Annotated in this window: 19 protein-coding genes and 1 riboswitch; of the genes, 11 read left to right on the top strand and 8 right to left on the bottom strand. The window is 53.8% G+C overall.

Annotation, left to right across the window (positions count from 1 at the left end):
• The first annotated feature begins 105 nt into the window (after window positions 1-105).
• The 3 genes from ACLD3P_RS17570 (at window position 106) to katG (ending at window position 5,092) form a co-directional block, all read left to right on the top strand.
• On the top strand, window positions 106-1,662 hold the full coding sequence (locus tag ACLD3P_RS17570; protein WP_183052843.1) for a bifunctional metallophosphatase/5'-nucleotidase: 1,557 nt from the start codon (window positions 106-108) through the stop codon (window positions 1,660-1,662).
• 194 nt (window positions 1,663-1,856) lie between these two features.
• On the top strand, window positions 1,857-2,747 hold the full coding sequence (metF, locus tag ACLD3P_RS17565; RefSeq protein ID WP_000007508.1) for a methylenetetrahydrofolate reductase: 891 nt from the start codon (window positions 1,857-1,859) through the stop codon (window positions 2,745-2,747).
• A gap of 164 nt (window positions 2,748-2,911) precedes the next feature.
• Window positions 2,912-5,092: a catalase/peroxidase HPI gene (gene katG / locus ACLD3P_RS17560; protein WP_131046849.1), complete on the top strand. Its 2,181-nt coding sequence runs from the start codon at window positions 2,912-2,914 to the stop codon at window positions 5,090-5,092.
• Window positions 5,093-5,198: 106 nt separating this feature from the next.
• Here the strand turns inward: katG and ACLD3P_RS17555 are convergent, their stop codons facing one another.
• The 6 genes from ACLD3P_RS17555 to argE form a co-directional block, all read right to left on the bottom strand.
• Window positions 5,199-6,302, bottom strand: a complete 1,104-nt coding sequence (locus ACLD3P_RS17555; protein WP_000374038.1) for a glycerol dehydrogenase — start codon at window positions 6,300-6,302, stop codon at window positions 5,199-5,201.
• An 11-nt stretch (window positions 6,303-6,313) separates the two neighbouring features.
• Entirely contained in the window at window positions 6,314-6,976 is a 663-nt protein-coding gene (gene fsa / locus ACLD3P_RS17550) for a fructose-6-phosphate aldolase (RefSeq protein WP_000424866.1), read from the bottom strand.
• A 254-nt stretch (window positions 6,977-7,230) separates the two neighbouring features.
• Window positions 7,231-8,067, bottom strand: a complete 837-nt coding sequence (locus tag ACLD3P_RS17545) for a helix-turn-helix transcriptional regulator (RefSeq protein WP_000274595.1) — start codon at window positions 8,065-8,067, stop codon at window positions 7,231-7,233.
• A 160-nt stretch (window positions 8,068-8,227) separates the two neighbouring features.
• The gene (locus ACLD3P_RS17540) at window positions 8,228-9,961 is read right to left on the bottom strand and encodes a phosphoethanolamine transferase CptA (RefSeq protein ID WP_001528929.1); all 1,734 of its coding nucleotides are present in this window, start codon (window positions 9,959-9,961) and stop codon (window positions 8,228-8,230) included.
• Window positions 9,962-10,171: 210 nt separating this feature from the next.
• A complete protein-coding gene (gene ppc, locus ACLD3P_RS17535) occupies window positions 10,172-12,823 on the bottom strand; it encodes a phosphoenolpyruvate carboxylase (RefSeq protein WP_001005549.1) in 2,652 nt (883 codons plus the stop codon).
• 391 nt (window positions 12,824-13,214) lie between these two features.
• Entirely contained in the window at window positions 13,215-14,366 is a 1,152-nt protein-coding gene (gene argE / locus ACLD3P_RS17530) for an acetylornithine deacetylase (RefSeq protein ID WP_000800208.1), read from the bottom strand.
• An 88-nt stretch (window positions 14,367-14,454) separates the two neighbouring features.
• Here argE and argC point away from each other — a divergent pair, with 88 nt between their 5' ends.
• The 4 genes from argC to oxyR all read left to right on the top strand — a co-directional run bounded on the left by argC (window position 14,455) and on the right by oxyR (window position 18,938).
• Complete coding sequence (gene argC, locus ACLD3P_RS17525) at window positions 14,455-15,459, top strand: N-acetyl-gamma-glutamyl-phosphate reductase (RefSeq protein ID WP_000935332.1); 1,005 nt, start codon at window positions 14,455-14,457, stop codon at window positions 15,457-15,459.
• Between the two features lie 7 nt (window positions 15,460-15,466).
• The gene (argB, locus tag ACLD3P_RS17520; RefSeq protein WP_086776771.1) at window positions 15,467-16,243 is read left to right on the top strand and encodes an acetylglutamate kinase; all 777 of its coding nucleotides are present in this window, start codon (window positions 15,467-15,469) and stop codon (window positions 16,241-16,243) included.
• Window positions 16,244-16,360: 117 nt separating this feature from the next.
• A complete protein-coding gene (gene argH / locus ACLD3P_RS17515; RefSeq protein ID WP_001230054.1) occupies window positions 16,361-17,737 on the top strand; it encodes an argininosuccinate lyase in 1,377 nt (458 codons plus the stop codon).
• Between the two features lie 283 nt (window positions 17,738-18,020).
• Window positions 18,021-18,938, top strand: a complete 918-nt coding sequence (gene oxyR, locus ACLD3P_RS17510) for a DNA-binding transcriptional regulator OxyR (protein WP_001025919.1) — start codon at window positions 18,021-18,023, stop codon at window positions 18,936-18,938.
• Here oxyR and sthA read toward each other — a convergent pair.
• A complete protein-coding gene (sthA, locus tag ACLD3P_RS17505) occupies window positions 18,921-20,321 on the bottom strand; it encodes a Si-specific NAD(P)(+) transhydrogenase (RefSeq protein WP_001120789.1) in 1,401 nt (466 codons plus the stop codon). The genes oxyR and sthA overlap by 18 nt on opposite strands.
• 198 nt (window positions 20,322-20,519) lie before the next feature.
• Here sthA and fabR point away from each other — a divergent pair, with 198 nt between their 5' ends.
• Both fabR and ACLD3P_RS17495 read left to right on the top strand, forming a co-directional pair.
• Window positions 20,520-21,155: an HTH-type transcriptional repressor FabR gene (gene fabR / locus ACLD3P_RS17500; protein ID WP_000971958.1), complete on the top strand. Its 636-nt coding sequence runs from the start codon at window positions 20,520-20,522 to the stop codon at window positions 21,153-21,155.
• Between the two features lie 15 nt (window positions 21,156-21,170).
• Entirely contained in the window at window positions 21,171-21,530 is a 360-nt protein-coding gene (locus ACLD3P_RS17495) for a YijD family membrane protein (RefSeq protein ID WP_000813838.1), read from the top strand.
• A gap of 46 nt (window positions 21,531-21,576) precedes the next feature.
• Here ACLD3P_RS17495 and trmA read toward each other — a convergent pair whose 3' ends face one another.
• The gene (trmA, locus tag ACLD3P_RS17490; protein WP_411006552.1) at window positions 21,577-22,677 is read right to left on the bottom strand and encodes a tRNA (uridine(54)-C5)-methyltransferase TrmA; all 1,101 of its coding nucleotides are present in this window, start codon (window positions 22,675-22,677) and stop codon (window positions 21,577-21,579) included.
• Between the two features lie 114 nt (window positions 22,678-22,791).
• A riboswitch (cobalamin riboswitch) is annotated at window positions 22,792-22,985 on the top strand.
• Between the two features lie 65 nt (window positions 22,986-23,050).
• Between trmA and btuB the strand changes: the two genes are divergently transcribed.
• Together btuB and murI are read left to right on the top strand one after the other, a co-directional pair.
• Window positions 23,051-24,895 (top strand): TonB-dependent vitamin B12 receptor BtuB, encoded by a 1,845-nt coding sequence (gene btuB, locus ACLD3P_RS17485; RefSeq protein ID WP_411006553.1) that lies wholly within the window; start codon window positions 23,051-23,053, stop codon window positions 24,893-24,895.
• Window positions 24,840-25,691 carry a glutamate racemase gene (gene murI, locus ACLD3P_RS17480; protein WP_262944092.1) on the top strand — a complete coding sequence of 284 codons (852 nt, stop codon included), beginning with the start codon at window positions 24,840-24,842 and terminating at the stop codon, window positions 25,689-25,691. The genes btuB and murI overlap by 56 nt, the downstream gene beginning before the upstream one ends.
• The last annotated feature ends 93 nt before the right edge of the window (window positions 25,692-25,784 follow it).

Raw genomic sequence — 25,784 nt, 5'->3', positions numbered from 1 at the left:
GATTCTGCCTTCATAAAACGGTACGCGGGTGTGAGGACTCTCACATAAAAAAACCTTTCAGAACGTAACGTAGCGAATCTTTATATGACTGAAAGGGACTTATTTATGAAAGTAAAACTGCTTGCTGCCGGTATTTTGTTCACGCTGCCGTTCTGGGCCTGCGCCAAAGATGTCACCATTATTTACACCAACGATCTACACGCCCATGTGGAGCCTTATAAAGTGCCGTGGATTGCTGACGGTAAACGCGATATTGGCGGTTGGGCCAATATCACTACGCTGGTGAAGCAGGAAAAAGCCAAAAATAAGGCGACGTGGTTTTTTGATGCCGGAGATTACTTTACCGGACCGTATATCAGCAGTCTGACGAAGGGTAAAGCGATTATCGATATTTTGAATACCATGCAGTATGACGCTGCCACTATCGGTAATCATGAGTTCGATCATGGCTGGGACAATACATTGTTGCAACTGAGCCGGGCGAAATTCCCTATCGTGCAGGGCAATATTTTTTATGAGGACAGCAGTAAATCCTTCTGGGATAAGCCGTACACCATTATTGAAAAAGATGGCGTCAAGATTGGCGTAATCGGCTTACACGGTGTCTTTGCTTTTAATGATACGGTTTCTGCCGCGACGCGCGTGGGCATTGAGGCACGCGATGAGATTAAGTGGCTGCAACGTTACATTGATGAACTTAAAGGTAAAGTCGATCTGACCGTCGCGCTGATCCACGAAGGCACCCCGGCCCGCCAGTCCAGCATGGGGAATACCGATGTGCGACGCGCGCTGGATAAAGATATTCAGACCGCAAGTCAGGTAAAAGGGCTGGATATTTTGATTACCGGCCACGCGCATGTCGGTACGCCGGAACCGATTAAAGTCGGCAATACGCTGATCCTCTCAACGGACAGCGGCGGCATTGATGTCGGCAAACTGGTGCTGGACTACCAGGAAAAGCCGCATCAGTTTACGGTGAAGAACTTCGAGCTGAAGACCATTTTTGCTGATGAGTGGAAGCCAGATCCGCAAACGAAACAGGTGATCGACGGCTGGAACAAAAAGCTCGATAAAGTCGTGCAGCAGACGGTGGCGCAGTCGCCGGTTGAGTTGACCCGCGCGTATGGCGAATCGTCGTCGCTGGGGAATCTGGCGGCGGATGCGCTGCTTTTTACGGCGGGGAAAGACACCCAGTTAGCGCTTACTAACTCTGGCGGTATCCGCAACGAAATCCCGGCTGGCGCGGTGACGATGGGGGCGGTAATCAGTACCTTCCCGTTCCCTAATGAACTGGTCACGATGGATTTAACCGGTAAACAATTGCGCAGCCTGATGGAGCATGGCGCTGGATTAAGCAACGGCGTCTTGCAGGTGTCTAAAGGGCTGGAGATGAAGTATGACAGCAGCAAACCTATCGGCCAGCGGGTTACCGTGCTGACGCTCAATGGCAAGCCGATTGACGATGCTACGGTTTATCACATCGCTACCAACAGCTTCCTTGCCGACGGCGGCGACGGTTTTGCGGCATTCACGGAAGGCCAGGCGCGGAATACCTCCGGCGGCTACTATGTGTCGAATGCGATAGTCGATTACTTTAAGGCGGGCAACACCATCACGGATGAGCAGCTCAAAGGGATGCGCGTTGCGGATGTGAAGAAGTAATTTCCCCTGCCGCGGCGCGTTCAGTGTCGCGGCGTGACATGAAGAAAATTCAACTTTGCTGAATATTCCTCATTCTTTGGCGTGATTTTTCAGTTGACGTCCTTCTGCTTTTCCGTCATTTTTACATCTGGACGTCTAAACGGATAGATGTTTACAACACAACAAATAATAACATGCGATTGATGAGGTAAGGTATGAGCTTTTTTCACGCCAACCAGCGGGAAGCCCTGAATCAGAGCCTGGCGGAAGTACAGGGTCAGATTAACGTTTCGTTTGAATTTTTCCCGCCGCGCACCAGTGAAATGGAGCAAACCCTGTGGAACTCCATCGATCGCCTGAGCAGTCTGAAACCGAAGTTTGTTTCGGTAACGTATGGCGCCAACTCCGGGGAACGCGACCGCACTCATAGCGTTATTAAAGGCATTAAAGAGCGTACTGGGCTTGAGGCCGCGCCGCACCTTACCTGTATTGACGCCACGCGCGATGAACTGCGCACCATTGCCCGCGACTACTGGAATAACGGTATCCGCCACATTGTCGCTTTGCGCGGCGATTTGCCGCCGGGCAGCGGTAAGCCGGAGATGTACGCCGCCGATCTGGTTGGTTTGCTCAAAGAGGTGGCCGATTTCGATATTTCAGTAGCGGCCTATCCGGAGGTACATCCGGAAGCGAAAAGCGCGCAGGCCGATCTGCTTAATCTGAAGCGTAAAGTGGATGCTGGCGCTAACCGCGCGATAACCCAATTTTTCTTCGATGTGGAAAGCTACCTGCGTTTTCGTGACCGCTGTGTTTCTGCCGGTATCGACGTAGAAATTATTCCCGGCATTTTACCGGTGTCTAACTTTAAACAGGCGAAAAAATTTGCCGATATGACCAATGTCCGCATTCCGTCCTGGATGTCACTGATGTTTGAGGGGCTGGATAATGACGCAGAAACCCGCAAGCTGGTGGGCGCTAACATTGCGATGGACATGGTGAAAATTTTAAGCCGTGAAGGAGTGAAGGATTTCCACTTCTACACGTTGAATCGTGCGGAAATGAGTTATGCCATTTGCCACACACTGGGCGTAAGACCGGGTTTATAACCTCCAGCTCCCTGCCGGGAGCTTTATTACACCTCATATTGATCTACATCTCTGTAACTAAAAATATAAAAGGTATTAGCTATCGAATCTGTGGATTAATTCAACTATATCTATTTGCTCCTGGTGTATATCGTAACGGTAACACTTTAAAAGGGAGCTGAGATATGAGCACGACCGACGATACCCATAACACGTTATCCACTGGAAAATGTCCTTTCCATCAGGGGGGGCATGACCGAAGCGCAGGCGCAGGGACTGCCAGCCGCGACTGGTGGCCGAACCAGCTTCGCGTGGATCTTTTGAATCAACATTCCAACCGTTCTAACCCGCTGGGTGAAGACTTTGACTACCGCAAAGAGTTTAGCAAGTTAGACTACTCCGCCCTGAAAGGGGATCTCAAGGCGCTGCTGACCGATTCACAACCGTGGTGGCCCGCCGACTGGGGCAGCTATGTCGGTTTGTTTATTCGTATGGCCTGGCATGGCGCTGGCACCTACCGTTCTATTGATGGTCGTGGCGGCGCAGGTCGTGGTCAACAGCGTTTTGCGCCGCTTAACTCCTGGCCGGATAACGTCAGCCTGGATAAGGCGCGTCGTTTGTTGTGGCCGATTAAGCAGAAATATGGCCAGAAAATTTCCTGGGCCGACCTGTTTATTCTGGCGGGTAACGTGGCGCTGGAAAACTCCGGCTTCCGTACCTTCGGTTTCGGCGCCGGGCGTGAAGATGTCTGGGAACCGGATCTGGATGTGAACTGGGGCGATGAAAAAGCCTGGTTGACTCACCGACACCCTGAAGCGCTGGCAAAAGCGCCGCTGGGCGCGACCGAGATGGGCCTTATCTACGTTAACCCGGAAGGGCCGGATCACAGTGGCGAACCACTTTCTGCCGCCGCCGCCATTCGCGCTACCTTTGGCAATATGGGGATGAACGACGAAGAGACCGTGGCGTTGATCGCTGGCGGGCATACCCTCGGTAAAACCCACGGCGCGGCAGCGGCATCCCATGTAGGGGCCGATCCGGAAGCCGCGCCGATTGAAGCGCAGGGCTTAGGTTGGGCCAGCAGCTATGGTAGCGGCGTTGGCGCGGATGCTATCACCTCCGGGCTGGAAGTGGTCTGGACGCAGACGCCGACCCAGTGGAGCAACTATTTCTTCGAGAACCTGTTCAAATATGAGTGGGTACAAACCCGTAGTCCGGCTGGCGCTATCCAGTTTGAAGCGGTAGACGCGCCGGATATCATCCCGGACCCGTTCGATCCGTCGAAAAAACGTAAGCCAACCATGCTGGTCACCGACCTGACGCTGCGTTTTGATCCGGAGTTCGAGAAGATTTCCCGCCGTTTCCTTAACGATCCGCAGGCCTTTAATGAAGCCTTTGCTCGTGCCTGGTTCAAACTGACGCACAGAGATATGGGACCAAAAGCGCGTTACATCGGACCGGAAGTGCCGAAAGAAGATCTGATCTGGCAAGATCCGTTGCCGCAACCGCTCTACCAGCCAACGCAGGAAGACATTATCAACCTGAAAGCGGCGATCGCTGCATCCGGGCTTTCTATTAGCGAGATGGTTTCGGTTGCCTGGGCATCCGCGTCTACTTTCCGCGGCGGCGATAAGCGTGGCGGCGCTAACGGCGCGCGTCTGGCATTAGCGCCTCAGCGCGACTGGGATGTTAACGCTGTTGCGGCTCGCGTTCTGCCGGTATTAGAAGCGCTCCAGAAAACGACGAATAAAGCCTCGCTGGCCGATATTATTGTGCTGGCGGGCGTGGTCGGTATCGAGCAGGCGGCCGCTGCTGCGGGTGTCAGCATCAGCGTACCTTTTGCGCCGGGCCGGGTGGATGCGCGTCAGGATCAGACCGACATCGAGATGTTCTCGCTGCTTGAACCGATTGCCGATGGATTCCGTAACTATCGTGCGCGTCTGGATGTGTCGACGACCGAATCGCTGTTGATTGATAAAGCGCAGCAGTTAACGTTGACCGCGCCGGAAATGACGGTACTGGTTGGCGGGATGCGTGTGCTGGGAACCAACTTTGACGGCAGCCAGAACGGTGTCTTTACCGACAGACCGGGCGTGCTCAGTACAGACTTCTTCGCTAATCTGCTGGATATGCGTTACGAGTGGAAGCCGACCGACGACGCTAATGAGCTGTTCGAAGGCCGGGATCGTCTGACTGGCGAGGTGAAATACACGGCGACCCGCGCCGATCTGGTGTTTGGTTCCAACTCCGTACTGCGCGCGCTGGCGGAAGTTTACGCGTGTAGCGATGCGCACGAGAAGTTTGTGAAGGACTTCGTCGCGGCATGGGTGAAAGTGATGAACCTGGACCGTTTCGATCTGTTGTAAATCTTATGCCGGATGACGCTAACGCTTATCCGGCCTACCGTCTCATATGCCCACCGGGCAAAAAAATCCCCGCGCAATTGCGGGGATTTTTCATTGCAAGCAGACCTTATTCCCATTCCTGCAAGAAGCGTTGACCGTACTGGTCGGCGACCAGCAGCGCGGCGTACACTTCATCCGGCGTTGCGCCGCCAGGCATGTTATGAATAGTTTCACCTTCTGCGCAGGAGGCTTCCGCGACGGTGCGCATTTTGGCCGGGATATCCTGTTTAATATCCAGTTGCGCCAGCGTAATCGGCAGGCCAACGGAATGGCACAGCGCCGCAACGGTTTCGATCTCTTCGACCGGCGCGTTTTCCAGCACCAGTTGCGTCAGCGTACCGAAAGCGACCTTCTCACCGTGATAATAGTGGTGCGCATCCGGAATCGCCGTTAAACCGTTATGAATCGCGTGTGCTGCGGCCAGACCGCCGCTTTCAAAACCGACCCCACTCAGGTAGGTGTTGGCTTCGATGACGCGTTCCAGCGCTGGCGTGACGACGTGCTGTTCGGCGGCCAACATGGCTTTTTCGCCTTCTTCGATCAGCGTGTTATAGCATAGCTCCGCCAGCGCCAGCGCGGCCTGTGTACACTTACCGCCCGCCATTGTGGTGGCGCCGCTGCGTGAGCAGGCGCGCGCTTCAAACCAGGTCGCCAGCGCATCGCCGATACCGGCTGCCAGCAGACGCGCCGGCGCGCCCGCCACTATCTGCGTATCGACAATGACCATATTCGGGTTATGCGGCAGCAGCAGATAACGGTCAAACTCACCGGCATCCGTATAAATAACCGAGAGCGCGCTGCACGGTGCGTCGGTAGAGGCGATGGTCGGCGCGATAGCGACCGGGACGTTCATAAAGTGCGCCAGCGCTTTGGCGGTATCCAGCGTTTTACCGCCGCCGATACCCAGTACGGCGCCACACTGACTTTTTTCGGCGACGGCGCGCAGCCTGTCGATCTCATTTTGCGAACATTCGCCGCTAAACGGGGCGATTTCTACTGACAAACCGGCATCCGTCAGGCTTTTGCGCAGCGTCTCTTCGGCAAATCCCAGCACGAATTTATCGCCCACAACCAGCCAGTTGTTCGCCATTGGTTTTAAATAATCGCCAAGACGCGCGATGACGTTTGCACCCTGAATATACTTACCTGGTGACTGAATAATGCGATCCATACATTTCTCCCCTACAGGTTCAGATTACCAAAAGCGTTTTTCCAGTCTTGCTCAAACTTCTCTATTGCTGACTCTACCGCAGGCGTATTGAGCATTTGTTGCGCTACATCTAAAGGAAGGGTAATCGCCTGGCAACCTGCCAGTAAGCAATCCAGCGCCTGCCGCGGCGTTTTAAAGCTGGCCGCCAGCACCATGCTGTCGGGAGCGTGATGTTCCAGTAGCGTTTGCAGCTCCTGAACCATACGAATGCCATCGCCGCCCTGCGCATCAACGCGGTTGACGTAGGGAGCGACATATTTTGCGCCCGCCAGCGCCGCCAGCAGGCCCTGCGATGCGCTGTAGACGGCGGTGCCCAGCGTCACGATGCCTTCTTTTTTCAGCAATTTAATCGCTGCAAGACCTTCGGCGGTCACCGGAATTTTAACCACAATGCCGGGGATGGCGTTATTCAGCCGTTTGGCTTCTTCCACCATCCCTTTCGCGTCGCGGCTCATGGTCTGCGCAAATAAAGTGCCTTCTTCGCCGATGGCGTTTTGCAGCCTGGGCAGCACATCCCAGATAGATTCTTTGCTGGCTGCCACAATGCTTGGATTGGTGGTGACGCCGGCAATCGGGAAAATGCGCGCCAGACGTTCAACTTCCGCCACGTTAGCGGTATCCAGATAGAGTTCCATAGTCTTTCTCTTCGTGAGTTTTCGTTATGGACAGGATAAAGGAGCGTGCCCCGGATACGCTATGTGACAAATCTGCCAAAAACTGGACAAATGTGATGCTCTTGGTAAAGTGTGATTTACTTCACAAGTTGGTGATGATTAACGTATAACGTGCTGTTGTATGCCATGTGGGGGAGTGAGGTTTTTGCATTGATATTACAATAATCCAGTAAATGCGCGTTTTATCTACTGTATTCTCTTTACTGGCGTGTGGATTATTTCTCCGTTAGCTGGCTGTGATACTGGCGGCGATACTCCGACGGCGAGCGTTCCGTATTTTTGCGAAACAGGCGGCAGAAATAGTTACTGTCGACAAAGCCGCAGCGGTGCGCCACCTCTTTCACTTTCAGGTCATAACCCTTCAGCAACGTTTTGGCGTGTTCCAGTCGCGTATGGTTCAGGTATTCGTTAAAGCCGATGGCCCCCGTTTTCTGGAACAGGTGCGAGAGGTAATTTGGCGAGATATAGAACGCCTGTGCTACCGATTCGCGCGTCAACGGCGCGGCGTAGCGTTCATCAATATACTCCCGAATGGCTTCAAAAAGCGCGCGGCTGCGGGAGGCGGTCTGGATTTGGCTGCCGAGCAGATCGCGGCAATGGCTTAGTAGGCTGGCGACAATCAATCTGGCCGTTTGCTGCTCTTGCGGCTGCATCTGCATCTCATTAAGCGTTTGTAACAGGAACGAGCCGATACGCGGGCCGCGGCGCGCAACGTGCTGTTTCGTGAGGTTTTGATGCTGCTGACCGTCCCAGTGGACCACGCTGAAACCTAACTGCTGTTTGCCAAACAGAATGCTCAGGGTGGTGACGGGCGTTTGCCACTGCGGGATGTTCCAGCCGCCAGCCGGAACGTAGAGAACATCGCAAGGAATGAGCGGGGCGGTAATGCTCATATCAGTAAGCTCGCCCTCCAGCACAATCTCCAGCCGCGGAAAATCCACCTGGTACGCCAGTTCCGGCGCTGGGCCGCTGGCGCTGGCAAAATAAATCTGGCGCAGCGGCAGCGGGCCGTTGATGAGACGGGAGAGAAGGTGGCTGACGTCGTGATACATGATAATCCCCTGCCGATCGCAAACAGAGGAAACAGTAACGTCGAAAACCGATGTCCTCAAGCGATTATTGCCGGATAGCGGCGCTTTGCGCCTTATCCGGACTACGGGAGAGAAGAACACCAGGCCCGATAAGCGTTAGCGTTATCGGGCAGCATATAGGCTATTGATTACCGACCTGATCGCCATACGGCAACGTATCATAATCAATCAGCGCATTTTTCTTATACGGGTTGCCAATCCAGCGCGTGGTCTCTTTGAACTGCGGGTTGGTGATGGAACGCGTCGGGTCGTAACCATCATAGGTCAGGCCCGCTAAGTCCGACCAGGTATGGATAAGCTCGGAACTGCTGTACTTACGATCGACATCCTGTGAGAAGTCGCGCGGATGCGCCGCCTGCCATTTCTCTGAGGTCCACAGCAGGAACGGCACCGTATACATATGACGGGTTGGCGAATCTTCGTTTCGTCCCTGCGTCTTATGCGGCGGCGTGTCATACACTTCTTCACCGTGATCGGAGAAGTAGAGCAGGAAACCGTTCGGATCGGTCGCTTTATAGTCCTTAATCAGGCTGGCGACAACATAGTCGTTATACAGGTTCGCGTTGTCGTAATCGTTATACGATTCCAGTTCGTCGCTGCTTAATCCCGGCGGAACATGGTCGGTTTTACCATCAAACTTGCCCTGGTTTTCTGGATAGCGGAACTTGTATTTAATGTGCGTTCCCAGCAGATGCACAATAATGAATTTTTTCGGCGCCGGGTCGGCTAACACCGCTTTAAACGGCGCCAGCACGTTGCTGTCATATTCGCGTGCGCTTTGAGTGCGCTGCTGGTTCATATAGAACTGCTTATCAGTCTGCTTAGAGAACACGGTCAGCATGGTATTACGCGCCGTCATCGTCTGCTGGTTAGTGATCCAGAAGGTTTTATACCCGGCCTGTTTCATCATATTCATCAGCGATGGCTTCGTCAGATACCAGTCCGGGTTCTTTTCGTCCGCGAACGTTAGCGCCTGTTGCAGAATCTCAATGGTGTACGGTCGCGAAGTTACCACGTTATTAAACACGGTCAGCCCGGGGTCGGTTTTATGCAGCGCGTCCAGTTCCGGCGTGGTTTCGCGCGGATAACCGTACAGACTCATACGGCCACGCTGGGTCGATTCGCCAATCACCAGTACCAGCGTGCGCGGCGCATCGCCGGAGTGGTCTTTGAAGTTAGCCAGCGGCGGCAGGGCATCGTTTTCATTCAGCAGTTTATTCAGCGAGGCGAGCTGTAAACGGTACTGATAGTAGCCAGTAATAAATTGCCACGGTGCTGCGGGTTCCATTCGTGACGCCAGGCTATCCAGCGTTTTCTCCATCGACTTATGCTTGATAAAGGTATTCATCGCGATGGGATGGAGGATCAGCCCGTACAGCAGGGCAAACGACACCAGATAACGCCAGGGGGATGGAATATAAACCGGGCGCAGACGTGTCCACAGCAAAATCGCCGCCACCGTATAAGCCAGCGCGACAAGAACAATTTTCAGACTGAAATATTGGCTTAAATATTCGCTGGCTTCATTGGCGTTGGTTTCAAACATCACAAACAGCACGCTTTGCGAGAACTCCTGCCCGTAGATTACGTAATAGCTCAGCGCCGCCAGCGAGGCGGCCCAGAGTACGACGCCAATAACGGCAGCAATAACCCGGATGCGGCCTGGAAACAGAAAGACCGGGATCAGCCACAGTGAGCTGTACAGTAGCGAATCCCGCAGACCGTTTGTCCCACTGTATCCGGTGAGATAAATAATGGCCTGCAGGAGGGTGGAAAAGAACCAAAAGTAGAGCAGTGCCCAGCCCAGGGCTTTCCAGCTAAACGCGGGTTTAGTCTGGAGTAATGTGGATTGCATAATGAGAGCCTGTCTTTAATCGTAGCGCCAAACGTAACGCCTGAACCTTAAAAGAATCTGAAGCAAACCTGCTTTATGCCGCACGTTTTGCTAAGAAAGATTTACAAATGCATAAAATGCAGACAGGAATATATTGAAAAAATGACGAGGATGACAGCAGTATTTCATGCCGCCCCCACATAACTGCGTGAGGGCGGCTTTCTTTTGGCGTTAGCCGGTGTTGCGCATACCGGCGGCGACGCCCGCAATCGTGACCATCAACGCCTGTTCGACGCGAGGATCGGGCGATTTGCCCTGCTCTTCAGTCAGACGGGAACGATACAGCAACTCGGCCTGCAACACGTTTAATGGATCGGTATAAACGTTTCTTAACTGAATGGACTCCGCAATCCACGGTAAGTCGGCCATCAGGTGCGAATCGTTGGCAATCGCCAGCACCACTTTAATGTCTTCTTCCAGCAGGTCTCGTAGCTCTTTGCCCAGCGGCCATAGCGTTTTCGCCACCAGACGCTGATCGTAATAGTCGGCCAGCCACAGGTCGGCTTTCGAGAATACCATTTCCAGCATCCCAAGACGCGTGGAGAAGAACGGCCAGTCGCGGCACATGGCTTCCAGTTCGCTTTGTTTACCGTCTTCCACCACTTTTTGCAGCGCAGTACCCGCGCCCAGCCAGGCTGGCAGCATCAGGCGGTTTTGCGTCCAGGCGAAGATCCACGGAATCGCGCGCAGCGATTCGACGCCGCCAGTTGGACGACGTTTCGCCGGACGTGAGCCGAGCGGCAATTTGCCCAGCTCTTGTTCCGGCGTCGCGGAGCGGAAGTACGGTACAAAGTCTTTATTTTCGCGCACGTAGCCGCGGTAGGTTTCACAGGAGATGACGGAAAGCTCATCCATAATATGACGCCAGCTGTCTTTCGGTTCCGGCGGCGGCAGCAGGTTTGCTTCCAGAATTGCGCTGGTGTAGAGCGACAGGCTGCTGACGGTGACTTCCGGCAGGCCGTATTTGAAGCGGATCATCTCGCCCTGCTCGGTCACGCGCAGACCGCCTTTCAGACTGCCTGGCGGTTGCGAAAGCAGCGCCGCGTGGGCTGGCGCGCCGCCACGGCCAATAGAGCCGCCGCGGCCGTGGAAGAGGGTGAGCTCGATGCCGGCTTTTTCACAGGTTTTGATCAGGGCGTCCTGCGCCTGATACTGCGCCCATGACGCGGCCATAACGCCGGCGTCTTTTGCCGAGTCGGAGTAGCCGATCATGACCATCTGCTTACCCTGAATCAGCCCGCGATACCAGTCGATATTCAACAACTGGGTCATCACGTCGTCGGCGTTGTTCAGGTCGTCGAGGGTTTCAAACAGCGGCGCGACCGGCATGGCAAAGCCGATACCAGCCTCTTTCAGCAGCAGATGCACAGCCAGCACATCAGACGGCGTTTTCGCCATTGAAATCACGTAGGCGGCGATCGACCCTTTTGGCGCTTCGGCAATAACCTTGCAGGTTTCAAGCACTTCGCGGGTATCGTTGCTCGGCTCCCAGTTACGCGGCAGCAGCGGACGTTTGGAGTTCAGCTCGCGGATCAGGAAGGCCTGCTTGTCGGCTTCCGACCAGCTTTCGTAGTCGCCAATACCAAGGTAGCGGGTAATTTCGCCCAGCGCTTCGGTATGGCGGGTGCTCTCCTGACGGATATCAATACGCACCAGCGGTACGCCGAAACACTTCACGCGGCGGAGCGTGTCGAGTAACTCGCCGTTGGCGATAATGCCCATGCCGCAGGCCTGTAACGACTGGTAGCAGGCGTACAGAGGTTCCCAGAGCTGCTCGTTTTGCGTCAGCAGGCCATCCGGTTTGGGCAGTTTCTCGCCTTTCAGACGCGCTTCCAGCCAGGACTGGGTCGCCATCAGACGGGCGCGCAATTTTTTCATCAGGTAGCGATACGGTTCAGACGCGCCTTCTTCGCCCACTAACGCCAGCAGCTCCGGCGTGGCGTCGACCATCGACAGTTCTGATACCAGAACATGAATGTCTTTCAGGAACAGATCGGTGGCTTTCCAGCGGCTTAACAAGAGTACGTGGCGGGTGATATCCGCCGTCACGTTCGGGTTGCCGTCACGGTCGCCGCCCATCCAGGAGGTAAAACGTACCGGCACAAAATCTACCGGCAATTTGTAGCCGAGATTTTCTTCCAGCTGTTCGTTCAGTTCACGCAGATAGTTAGGTACGCCCTGCCACAGGCTGTTCTCAACCACGGCGAAGCCCCATTTGGCTTCATCCACCGGGCTTGGGCGCTGCTTGCGGATCTCATCCGTATGCCAGGATTGGGCAATCAACTGGCGCAGGCGACGCATCACCTGGTGGCGTTCGTAGTCGGCGATATCGGTATTATCAAGCTGTTTCAGACAGTTATTGATTTCACCCATCTTGTGAATAAGCGTACGGCGGGTAATTTCTGTCGGATGGGCGGTTAGCACCAACTCCAGAGACAGCGACTCTACCGCTTTTTTGATGGTTGCGTCGTTGAGGTCCGGTTGGTTTTTCAGTTTGCGCAGAGTGCGGGCAATCACTTCCGGGTTGCTGGCGGCTTCGCCTTTTGGCGAAATGCTGTGGTATTGCTCGGCAGTATTGGCCAGGTTCAGGAACTGACTAAACGCGCGCGCAACTGGCAGCAGCTCGTCATTAGACAAATTTTGTAGCGTGGTGAGCAGCTCCTGGCGATTAGCTTCATTGCCGGCGCGTGAAGATTTGGATAGCTTACGAATTGTTTCTACGCGATCAAGAATGTGTTCTCCCAGCGCATCCTTGATGGTTTCTCCCAGCACCTTGCCGAGCATACTGACATTACTACGCAACGCGGAATATTGTTCGTTCATATGATCCCAGACACCCCATCTCTGTTGTAATTGTCCTGCATCTTTCACGCTGCGGCGGCGTTGGCTGCGCTCTCCCACCCAGGTCACTTACTTATGTAAGCTCCCTGGGATGTGCTCGTTTGCCGTCTTGCCGCAACGCGAAATCTTTCGGACCAAGCTTTTTCACATCACTTCTCATCTTTATAAAGCCACGTAAAACCCGTGGCGTCAATTACTGCGAAATCGGTTCAGCAAACGAAAAAATGGCGGTAATTTATTAAAGTTAATTCGCATCGTGCCAAATAAGAAATGCTTATGAACATGTGGCGTAGAGATGCCGGATGGCGCTGCGCTTATCCGGCCTACAAGACGGGGGAGGCCCGGTAAACATCGTGTCACCGGGCAATATGCATTAATGCCAGCAAAAATGGTGTACTACCTGGGTAATCAATTCCCGGGTTGGCTTAATAAAACGCGTTTCGAGATATTCATCCGGCTGATGCGCCTGATTAATTGAGCCCGGACCAAGCACCAGCGTTGGGCATAATGTCTGCATAAACGGCGCTTCAGTACAGTAGTTCACCACGTCGGTTTTTGTTCCCAACAGTTTTTCTACTACTTCAACCAGTTGGTGGTCCGGTGGACACTCGTAACCTGGAATCGGCGGATGTAATTCCGCCACCGTCAGGCGGCCCGGCCAGCGTTCGCTTACCGGGGCCAGCGCGTCGTTAAGCAGTCCATTAAGGTCGTTTAACGTCATGCCCGGCAGTGGACGAATATCCATATGCAATTCGCAGCAGGCGCAGATACGGTTTGAGGCATCGCCGCCGTGAATATGGCCCAGATTCAGCGTTGGATACGGAACGGTAAACGCCTCGTAGTGATACCGCGCTTTCAGCGAGTCACGCAGTTGCATGATATGGCCAATCGCATCGTGCATCAGTTCAATGGCGTTAACCCCACGCGCCGGGTCGCTGGAATGACCGGACTGCCCCAGGACGCGAACGACATTAGAGATATGCCCTTTGTGCGCGCGTATCGGTTGCAACGACGTCGGTTCGCCAATGATCGCGCAGTCCGGACGTAATGCCGTGGTTTCGGAAAAATAACGCGCCCCCGCCATGCTGGTCTCTTCATCGGCGGTCGCCAGAATGTAGAGTGGCTTTTTCAACTTTGTGACGTCAACGTCACGTAGCGCGTCCAGAATAAAAGCGAAGAAGCCTTTCATATCCGCAGTGCCCAGACCATAGAGCTTATTGTCGTGCTCGGTCAGCGTGAACGGGTCGCGCGTCCAGCGTCCGTCATCAAAGGGAACCGTGTCGGTATGGCCGGTCAGCAGCAAACCGCCCGCGCCATGTCCGGTGCTGGCGAGCATATTAAATTTGTTTCGCGTTCCTGGAACCGGTTGAACCTCTACGTTGAAACCAAGATCGCTGAACCAGCCTGCAAGCAAAGTGATTAAAGACGCATTACTTTGATCCAGGGATTCTTCGGTTGCGCTTATCGACGGTGTGGCAATCAGAGCGCGGTAAATCTCGATAAATGGCGGTAAAACGTTTTTCATTGTTGACACACCTCAGGTCATGATAGTATCAATATTCATGCATTAATTATGAATAAAAATACATTAACGTTGAGCATAAAGGAACCCGATGTTGAATACGCTGATTGTAGGCGCTAGCGGTTATGCGGGCGCAGAGCTTGTAAGCTACGTAAATCGCCACCCACATATGACCATAACCGCTTTGACCGTCTCAGCGCAAAGCAATGATGCAGGAAAGTTAATTTCTGATTTACATCCGCAGTTAAAAGGGATTGTCGACCTGCCATTGCAACCGATGTCGGATGTACGTGATTTTAGTGCAGATGTTGATGTGGTGTTCCTGGCGACAGCGCATGAAGTGAGCCACGATCTGGCGCCGCAATTTTTACAGGCCGGATGCGTCGTATTCGATCTTTCCGGCGCGTTTCGGGTAAACGATCGCGCCTTCTATGAAAAGTACTACGGATTTACTCATCAGTATCCTGAGCTGCTGGAGCAGGCGGTGTACGGTCTGGCGGAGTGGAATGCCGATAAACTGAACACGGCGAATCTGATTGCGGTTCCTGGTTGCTATCCAACCGCAGCGCAGTTGTCGCTAAAACCGCTGATTGACGGCGGTCTTTTGGATCTGACGCAGTGGCCGGTAATTAATGCCACCAGCGGGGTGAGCGGCGCGGGGCGCAAGGCGGCAATATCGAACAGTTTCTGTGAAGTGAGTTTGCAACCGTATGGCGTGTTTACGCATCGTCATCAGCCGGAAATCGCCGCCCATCTGGGCGCGGAGGTCATCTTCACCCCGCATCTGGGGAATTTCCCGCGCGGGATTCTGGAAACCATTACCTGCCGCCTGAAAGCGGGAGTAACCCATGCGCAGGTCGCCGACGTGTTGCAAAAAGCCTATGGCGACAAACCGCTGGTGCGCCTGTATGACAAAGGCGTTCCGGCGTTAAAGAACGTCGTCGGGCTGCCGTTCTGCGATATTGGTTTTGCCGTCCAGGGCGAACATCTGATTGTGGTGGCAACCGAAGACAACTTGTTGAAAGGCGCAGCGGCGCAGGCGGTGCAGTGCGCTAATATTCGTTTTGGCTTCGCTGAAACGCAGTCTCTTATTTAAGGGTGAAATGATGAATCCATTAATTATCAAGCTGGGTGGCGTATTACTGGATAGCGAAGAGGCTCTGGAACGTCTTTTTACCGCGCTGGTCAACTATCGTGAGTCCCATCAGCGTCCGCTGGTGATTGTTCACGGCGGCGGTTGCGTGGTGGATGAGCTGATGAAAGGGCTTAATTTGCCAGTGAAAAAGAAAGACGGCCTGCGCGTGACGCCTGCCGATCAGATTGGCATCATTACCGGCGCGCTGGCGGGAACCGCTAACAAAACTCTGCTGGCCTGGGCGAAGAAACACCATATCGCCTCTGTTGGTCTGTTTCTGGGCGATGGCGACAGCGTAAAAGTGACCCAACTCGATGAAGCTTTAGGCCACGTCGGGCTGGCACAGCCGGGGTCGCCGAAGCTGATTAACATGCTGCTGGAAAATGGCTTTCTGCCGGTGGTCAGCTCCATTGGCGTAACAGACGACGGCCAACTGATGAACGTCAACGCCGATCAGGCGGCAACCGCGCTGGCGGCGACGCTGGGGGCCGATCTGATCCTGCTTTCTGACGTGAGCGGTATTCTGGACGGCAAAGGCCAGCGTATCGCCGAAATGACGGCGTCCAAAGCCGAGCAGCTTATCGACCAGGGCATTATTACCGACGGGATGATTGTGAAAGTGAATGCGGCCCTCGATGCTGCGCGGGCGCTGGGTCGCCCTGTGGATATCGCTTCCTGGCGTCATGCGGAGCAACTGCCGGCGCTGTTTAACGGCACGCCGATTGGCACGCGTATTCTGGCTTAACTATTTGTTCGCCCGATGGCGGCTGCGCCTTATCGGGCCTACGTGAACAGAAATTATAGGCCGGATAAGCGTAGCGCCATCCGGCAGTGAAATTCGAAGAATTTAAGGAAGTCTATTATGGCACTTTGGGGTGGGCGTTTTACACAGGCGGCAGACCAGCGGTTTAAACAATTCAATGATTCGTTGCGCTTCGATTACCGTCTGGCGGAGCAGGATATTGTCGGTTCTGTGGCCTGGTCCAAAGCATTGGTCACGGTAGGCGTACTGACTGCCGATGAGCAACGACAGTTGGAAGAAGCGCTGAACGTGCTGCTGGAAGAGGTTCGCGCGAATCCGCAGCAAATCCTGCAAAGCGATGCGGAAGATATCCATAGCTGGGTGGAAGGTAAGCTCATCGACAAAGTGGGTCAGTTGGGTAAAAAGCTGCACACCGGACGCAGCCGTAACGATCAGGTGGCGACGGACCTGAAACTGTGGTGCAAAGAGACGGTGAGGGAACTGCTTACCGCTAACCGCCAGCTACAGAGCGCGCTGGTGGAAACCGCGCAGGCGAACCAGGACGCGGTAATGCCGGGATATACCCATCTGCAACGCGCGCAGCCAGTGACTTTCGCCCACTGGTGTCTCGCGTATGTCGAAATGCTGGCGCGCGATGAAAGCCGCCTGCAGGACACGCTTAAACGTCTGGACGTGAGTCCGCTAGGCTGCGGCGCGTTGGCGGGAACGGCCTATGAAATTGACCGTGAACAATTGGCAGGCTGGCTGGGCTTTACGTCTGCGACCCGCAACAGCCTGGACAGCGTGTCTGATCGTGACCACGTACTGGAACTGCTTTCTGATGCGGCTATCGGCATGGTGCATCTGTCACGCTTCGCGGAAGATCTGATTTTCTTTAATTCTGGTGAAGCGGGCTTTGTAGAGCTTTCTGACCGCGTGACTTCCGGTTCATCGTTAATGCCACAGAAGAAAAACCCGGACGCGCTGGAGCTGATTCGCGGTAAGTGCGGTCGCGTACAAGGGGCGCTAACCGGCATGATGATGACTTTAAAAGGTCTGCCGCTGGCGTATAACAAAGATATGCAGGAAGACAAAGAAGGGCTGTTCGATGCGCTCGATACCTGGCTTGACTGCCTGCATATGGCGGCGTTGGTGCTGGACGGTATTCAGGTGAAACGCCCACGTTGTCAGGACGCGGCGCAACAGGGGTATGCCAACGCCACGGAGCTGGCGGATTACCTGGTCGCGAAAGGCGTGCCGTTCCGCGAAGCGCACCATATTGTCGGCGAAGCGGTGGTAGAAGCTATTCGCCAGGGTAAGCCGCTGGAAGCGTTGCCGCTGGCCGATTTACAGAAATTCAGCCGCGTGATTGGCGACGATGTGTATCCGATATTGTCTTTGCAGTCGTGTCTGGATAAACGGGCGGCAAAAGGCGGCGTTTCTCCGCAGCAGGTGGCGCAGGCCATCGACGATGCCAGGGCGCGCCTCGCGTTGTAGGCCTTATAAGCGTCGCGCTATCAGGTAATACTGCCCGGCCGAGCATCAGCGACGCCGGGCTTTTTTACGCAAAAAAAAGCGGACCAGAGGTCCGCAAAAGTTCACGTTGGCTTTAGTTATTTCGGGTTCGAGAGATACCCTCTGAACGGGCGGTGTCTTCAAGGGTTAAACGAGAAACCGCTCCGTTCTGTGATGTATTATTAATCAGAAAGGTTGATAGGGATAATCGTTCGTTGCTATGCTACCTATCGCCATGAACTATCGTGGCGACGGAGGATGAATAATGAATATTCGTGATCTTGAATATCTGGTGGCGTTAGCCGAACATCGCCATTTCCGGCGAGCGGCGGACTCCTGTCACGTCAGCCAGCCAACCCTTAGTGGGCAAATACGTAAGCTGGAAGATGAGCTGGGCGTTATGCTGCTGGAGCGTACGAGCCGTAAGGTGCTGTTTACCCAGGCGGGCTTACTGCTGGTGGATCAGGCGCGTACCGTACTGCGTGAGGTCAAGGTGCTCAAGGAGATGGCAAGCCAACAAGGCGAGACGATGTCCGGCCCGCTGCATATTGGTTTAATCCCAACGATTGGTCCCTATTTGCTGCCGCTTATCATTCCAATGTTGCACCAGACTTTCCCGAAGCTGGAAATGTATCTGCATGAGGCGCAAACGCATCAGTTGTTAGCGCAACTCGATAGCGGCAAGCTTGACTGCGCTATTCTGGCGCTGGTGAAAGAGAGCGAGGCGTTTATCGAAGTGCCGCTGTTTGATGAGCCCATGATGCTGGCTATTTATGAGGATCATCCGTGGGCGAATCGCGATCGCGTGCCGATGTCCGACCTGGCGGGCGAGAAATTGCTGATGCTGGAAGATGGCCACTGTCTGCGCGATCAGGCGATGGGGTTCTGTTTTGAAGCGGGAGCGGATGAAGATACCCATTTCCGGGCGACCAGTCTGGAAACGCTGCGCAACATGGTGGCGGCGGGCAGTGGTATTACACTACTCCCCGCGCTGGCCGTACCGCAGGAGCGTAAGCGCGACGGCGTGGTTTATCTGCCATGCATTAAGCCGGAGCCGCGTCGTACCGTGGGGCTGGTTTATCGCCCGGGATCGCCGCTGCGTAGCCGTTATGAGCAACTGGCAGAGGCCATCCGTGGCGCAATGGATGGCCATTTCGACAAGGCGTTAAAACAGGCGGTTTAAGCCGTTCAACGCCGCAACCCGATAAGCTTCCGCCATGGTTGGGTAGTTAAAGGTGGTGTTAACGAAGTATTCGATGGTGTTACCGCCACCTTTCTGCTCCATGATCGCCTGGCCGATATGAATAATTTCGGCGGCGCGTTCGCCAAAGCAGTGAATCCCCAGAATTTCTTTGGTTTCGCGGTGGAAGAGAATTTTTAGCGTGCCGACGTTCATGCCGACGATTTGCGCTCGCGCCAGATGCTTAAATTGCGCGCGGCCCACTTCGTAAGGCACTTTCATTGCCGTTAACTGCTGCTCGGTTTTGCCGACAGAACTGATTTCCGGAATGGTATAAATCCCGGTGGGGATATCTTCGATAAGATGCGCGGTCGCTTCGCCTTTCACCAGCGCCTGCGCTGCAATACGCCCCTGATCGTAGGCGGCAGAGGCCAGACTGGGATAGCCAATCACGTCGCCCACCGCATAGACGTGCGGCAGGGCGGTCTGGTACATACTGTTGACTTTGAGCTGTCCACGGCTGTCTGTTTCCAGACCAATATTCTCCAGCGCCAGCGAATCGGTGTTACCGGTACGGCCATTAGCATAGAGCAGGCAGTCAGCCTTCAGTTTTTTACCGGATTTCAGGTGCATGATGACGCCATCATCGCAGCCTTCGATTTTCTCATACTCTTCATTGTGGCGAATAACCACGCCGCTATTCCAGAAATGGTAAGAGAGAGAGTCGGACATCTCCTGATCGAGAAAGGCCAGCAGGCGATCGCGGGTGTTGATCAGATCCACTTTCACATCCATACCGCGGAAGATGGACGCATATTCGCAGCCGATAACGCCGGCGCCGTAAATAATAACGTGGCGCGGTTCATGGTGGAGACTCAGGATTGAGTCGCTGTCATAAATGCGCGGATGCGAGAAATCCACATCATTGGGATGGTAAGGACGCGAACCACAGGCAATAACAAATTTTTCTGCCGTCAGAGTTTCAACCGTGCCGTCATGGCATTCCAGCGCCAGGGTATGTTCGTCAATAAAATGGGCGTTGCCCTGCAAGATTTCACAGTGGTTACGCTCATAAAACCCCTGACGCATACGCGTTTGTTGATTAATCACGTTATCGGCATGATTAAGGATATCGGCGAATGAAGAACGAAGAAGACGGGAGTGGTCGCTATAGAGCGGGTTTTGATTAAATTCAATAATGCGGCTGACTGCGTGGCGAAGGGCTTTGGATGGAATGGTGCCCCAGTGGGTACATCCGCCGCCAACGTTATGATAACGCTCAATCACCGCGACGCGTGCTCCTTGCTTAACCAGACCCATTGCAGCGCCTTCACCGCCGGGGCCTGACCCTATGACGACTGCATCATAATCCCAGGAATGTGGCATGGTATTACTCACCTGTTTTTATACATAAAATAAACACGATGATAACATTTGCCCAGCTTTAACCCAATTATCGTTGTGCTTTTTTGCGAAGCCGGAGCACAAACTGTCTGTAAACAATCATTCACAATCCAGTGTGAACCCGTTACTTTTATTCTCTGGTATAGTGCCGAATAAGGCATATGGAAGGATTCAGACATTGTGATGGGTGTTAGAGCGCAACAAAAAGAAAAAACCCGGCGTTCGCTGGTGGAAGCTGCATTCAGCCAACTGAGCGCTGAGCGGAGTTTCGCCAGCCTGAGTTTGCGTGAAGTGGCGCGTGAAGCGGGCATTGCGCCAACGTCGTTTTACCGTCATTTTCGCGATGTCGATGAACTCGGTCTGACGATGGTGGATGAAAGCGGTCTGATGCTGCGTCAGTTGATGCGTCAGGCGCGACAGCGCATCGCGAAAGGCGGCAGCGTCATTCGCACGTCGGTCTCCACATTTATGGAGTTTATCGGCAACAACCCCAACGCCTTCCGTCTGTTGTTGCGCGAGCGTTCCGGCACTTCAGCGGCGTTTCGTGCCGCCGTCGCGCGGGAGATTCAGCATTTTATTGCGGAACTTGCCGACTATCTGGAACTCGAAAACCATATGCCGCGCGCGTTTACTGAAGCCCAGGCCGAAGCGATGGTGACTATTGTTTTTAGCGCGGGCGCAGAGGCGTTGGACATCGGCGCTGAACAGCGTCGGCAATTAGAAGAGCGGCTGGTATTGCAACTGCGCATGATTGCGAAAGGGGCGTATTACTGGTATCGCCGTGAGCAAGAGAAAATAGCACATCATTCCGAATAACGTGAAGGACGAGTAATGAAACAGTCAGGTCAAGATAAAGGTACGCTGTTGCTGGCGCTCATCGCTGGCTTATCGATTAACGGCACATTCGCGGCGCTGTTTAGCGCTATTGTGCCGTTCTCCGTATTCCCGGTTATCTCGCTGGTGCTGACGGTATATTGCCTGCATCAGCGCTACCAAAATCGTACTATGCCGGTAGGTTTGCCGGGGTTGGCCGCCGCCTGTTTCATTCTTGGCGTTTTACTGTATAGCACCGTCGTGCGTGCAGAATATCCGGATATTGGCTCTAATTTCTTCCCGGCGGTGCTGTCGGTGATTCTGGTATTCTGGATTGGCTTTAAGCTGCGTAACCGCAAGCAGGACACCGCAGAGTAGTGTGCGAAGGCCGGATGGCGGTATAACCGGCCATCCGACGTACATTTTACCTTGCGGTAAGTAATACCCCGCATTCCATATGATGCGTATACGGGAACTGATCGAATAGCGCCAGGCGAGACACCGTGTGCGTCTGGCTTAACGTTTCCAGGTTTTTGCACAACGTTTCCGGATTGCAGGAAATGTACAGAATACGTGGATAAGCCTGCACCATTTTTTCCGTTTCGCTGTCCAGACCGCTGCGCGGCGGATCGACAAAAATGGTTTCGCACTGATAGCGCTTCAGGTCGATCCCCTGCAGGCGGTTAAACTCACGAACGCCATTCATCGCCTGGGTAAACTCTTCCGCCGCCATGCGAATAATTTGCACATTATCAATATGATTAGCGGCAATATTGTACTGTGCGGCAGCGACGGACGGTTTGGCGATTTCGGTTGCCAGCACGCGGTCAAAATTGCGCGCCAGCGCTAAAGAAAAATTGCCGTTGCCGCAATACAACTCAAGCAGATCGCCTTTTGAGTCTTTCGTCACCTCCAGCGCCCACTCTAACATCTGAATATTCATGGCGGCGTTTGGCTGCGTAAAGCTGTTTTCGACCTGGCGGTAGATCATCTCTTTACCTGCCACAGGCAGACGCTCATCAATATAATCCTGATCCAATTCGATTTTGGTTTTAGTAGCCCGGCCAATCAGGTGTACGTTCAGACCTTGCGCGCGTAAAGCATCGCGTAACGCAGTGGCGGCTTCACGCCACTCTTCGTCCAGCTTCTTATGGTACAGCAACGACACTACCGCATGGTTGCTCAAGGTCGTGAGATAATCGATCTGGAACAGCTTATGCCGCAGTGCATGATTATCGCGCACGCCGGCAATCATCGCCTTCATTAAGGTATTAATCAGTTGGCTGGCCGCCGGGAAGGTGTCAACGCGAATCCGGCTTTTGGTCTGCTGATCAAACATAATGTGGTACAGGTCATCGCCGTCATGCCACAGGCGAAATTCCGCACGCATACGATAGTGACTGACCGGCGAGCGAAATACTTCCGGAACCAGGCCAGAAAACGGCGCCATCATACTCTGCAAGCGCGCCACTTTTTCGGCCAGCTGCGCCTCATACTGTTCTGTCGGAAGATGTTCGGGGGTCATATCGCATCCTGAATAATAAAAGTACGCGGGGATTGTAGGGATTGCTCAGTGGATGTCCAGCTATTGATGATTTCTGATTTGTGATGCGCGGTCTGGACAGGGTGTTGTGACAGACGGTAGCATCCGTGGGCCGGTCCTGTGAGTTAATAGGGAATCCAGTGAAAATCTGGAGCTGACGCGCAGCGGTAAGGAAAGGTGAGATGAGAGCGTAAGCAGACACTGCCTCCGGCGGGAAGTCATCATTTCTGCTATCCAGCCAACGGATAACCCTCCAAGCCCGAAGACCTGCCGGCTAACGTCGCATCTGGTTTTTCATCATCGCGTACTATCGATGAAGCCTGCGGCATCCTTCTTATATTGTGGATGCTTTACAATGATTAAAAAAGCTACGCTGCTGACGGCGTTCTCCGTCACGGCCTTTTCCGCTTGGGCGCAGGACACTAGCCCGGATACCCTGGTTGTTACCGCCAACCGTTTTCAGCAGCCGCGCAGCGCGGTTCTGGCGCCCGTTACCATCGTGACGCGTCAGGATATTGAACGCTGGCAATCGACCTCCGTAAATGATGTTCTGCGCCGTTTGCCTGGCGTCGATATTGCGCAGAGCGGCGGCGCCGGACAAAACTCCTCCATTTTCATTCGCGGCACCAACTCCAGCCATGTACTGGTATTGATTGACGGCGTGCGTCTGAATTTAGCAGGCGTGAGCGGGTCCGCCGATCTCAGCCAGTTCCCGGTGTCGCTGGTACAGCGCATTGAATATATTCGCGGTCCGCGCTCCGCTATTTATGGTTCTGATGCTATCGGCGGCGTAGTGAATATCATTACGACGCGCGATAACCCAGGCACAACATTAACCGCTGGATGGGGAAGCAATAGCTACCAGAATTACGACATCTCGACGCAACAGCAACTTGGCGAAAACACGCGGGCGACGTTGATCGGCGATTACGAATACACCAAAGGGTTTGACGTGGTAGCGAAAGGCGGTACCGGGATGCAGGCGCAGCCTGACCGGGACGGCTTTTTGAGTAAAACGCTTTATGGCGCGTTAGAGCATACCTTTTCTGATCGCTGGAGCGGATTCGTGCGTGGTTATGGCTACGATAACCGTACCGATTACGACGCCTATTACTCGCCGGGCTCGCCGCTGATTGATACACGCAAACTTTATAGCCAAAGCTGGGACGCCGGGCTGCGCTTTAATGGCGAACGTATTCAGTCTCAGCTGGTTTCAAGCTATAGCCACAGTAAAGATTACAACTATGATCCGCACTATGGCCGGTATGATACCTCCGCCACGCTGGATGAGATGAAACAGTACAATGTTCAATGGACCAACAGTGTGGTCGTGGGGCACGGTAATGTTGGGGCGGGCGTAGACTGGCAGAAACAGACTACCACGCCAGGTACCGGCTATGTGCCCGAGGGATATGACCAGCGTAATACCGGGGTTTACCTGACAGGATTACAACAGTTGGGTGACTTCACTCTGGAAGCGGCGGCGCGCAGTGATGACAACTCCCAGTTTGGTCGTCACGGTACATGGCAAACCAGCGCGGGATGGGAGTTTATAGAAGGTTACCGCTTTATTGCCTCCTACGGAACCTCCTACAAAGCGCCTAATTTGGGCCAACTGTATGGTTATTACGGTAATCCGAACCTGAATCCTGAAAAGAGTAAACAGTGGGAAGGCGCATTTGAAGGGCTAACCGCTGGCGTCAGCTGGCGTATTTCAGGTTATCGTAACGATATTAATGACATGATCGATTATGACGATCATCTGCAAAAATATTACAACGAAGGTAAGGCGCGCATTAAAGGTATTGAGGCGACGGCGAATTTCGATACCGGACCGTTAACGCATACGGTCAGTTATGATTACGTTGATGCGCGTAATGCGATTACCGATACGCCATTACCCCGGCGTTCCAAACAGATGGCAAAATATCAACTTGACTGGGACGTTTACGATTTTGACTGGGGGGTGACATATCAATACCTTGGTTCCCGCTATGATTCGGATTACTCCGCTTACCCATACCGGACAGTAAAAATGGGCGGCGTCAGTTTATGGGATCTTACGGTTGCATATCCGGTCACCTCACATCTGACAGTTCGTGGTAAAATAGCCAACCTGTTCGACAAAGATTACGAGACAGTTTATGGCTACCAAACTGCAGGACGAGAATACACCTTGTCTGGCAGCTACACCTTCTGAACCACGTCCCACCGTGCTGGTATTTGATTCCGGCGTCGGTGGATTGTCGGTCTATGATGAGATTCGGCGGCTCCTGCCGGATCTCCACTATATATATGCTTTCGATAACGTGGCTTTCCCCTACGGGGAAAAGAGCGAAACGTTTATCGTTAAGCGCGTTGTCGAGATTGTGACTGCAGTACAGCAGCGCTATCCCCTTTCACTGGCGGTGATTGCCTGCAATACCGCCAGTACGGTCTCACTTCCCGCATTACGTGAAAAGTTTGCCTTCCCGGTAGTGGGCGTTGTGCCTGCGATTAAACCAGCGGCGCGGCTGACCGCCAATGGCGTCGTCGGGCTACTGGCGACGAGAGCGACGGTCAAACGTCCTTATACTCACGAGCTGATTGCGCGCTTCGCCAATGAATGTCAGATAGCGATGTTGGGGTCGGCAGAACTGGTGGAACTGGCGGAAGCTAAATTACATGGCGACTCGGTATCGCTGGAAGAGCTGCGCCGCATATTACGCCCATGGCTACGAATGCCGGAGCCGCCTGATACGGTCGTTCTGGGGTGTACGCATTTCCCTCTATTACGGGACGAGCTTTTGCAAGTCCTACCCGAAGGGACGCGGTTAGTGGATTCCGGCGCGGCGATAGCGCGTCGTACAGCCTGGCTGTTGGAACATGAAGCGCCGGATGCGAAATCAACCGATGCCAATATTGCTTATTGCATGGCAATGACGCCAGGAGCTGAACAATTATTACCCGTTTTACAGCGTTATGGCTTTGAAACGCTCGAAAAACTGGCGGTTTAATGGCGTTTTGGGTAAATACCAGGCACTTGAAAAATTATTTTAAATTTCCTCTTGTCAGGCAGAAATAACTCCCTATAATGCGCCACCACTGAC

The organism is Salmonella sp. 741265073_HBA (assembly GCF_046569105.1).
GTDB classification, from domain to species: Bacteria; Pseudomonadota; Gammaproteobacteria; order Enterobacterales; family Enterobacteriaceae; genus Salmonella; species Salmonella enterica.
This window is presented reverse-complemented; position numbering and strand designations above follow the sequence as displayed.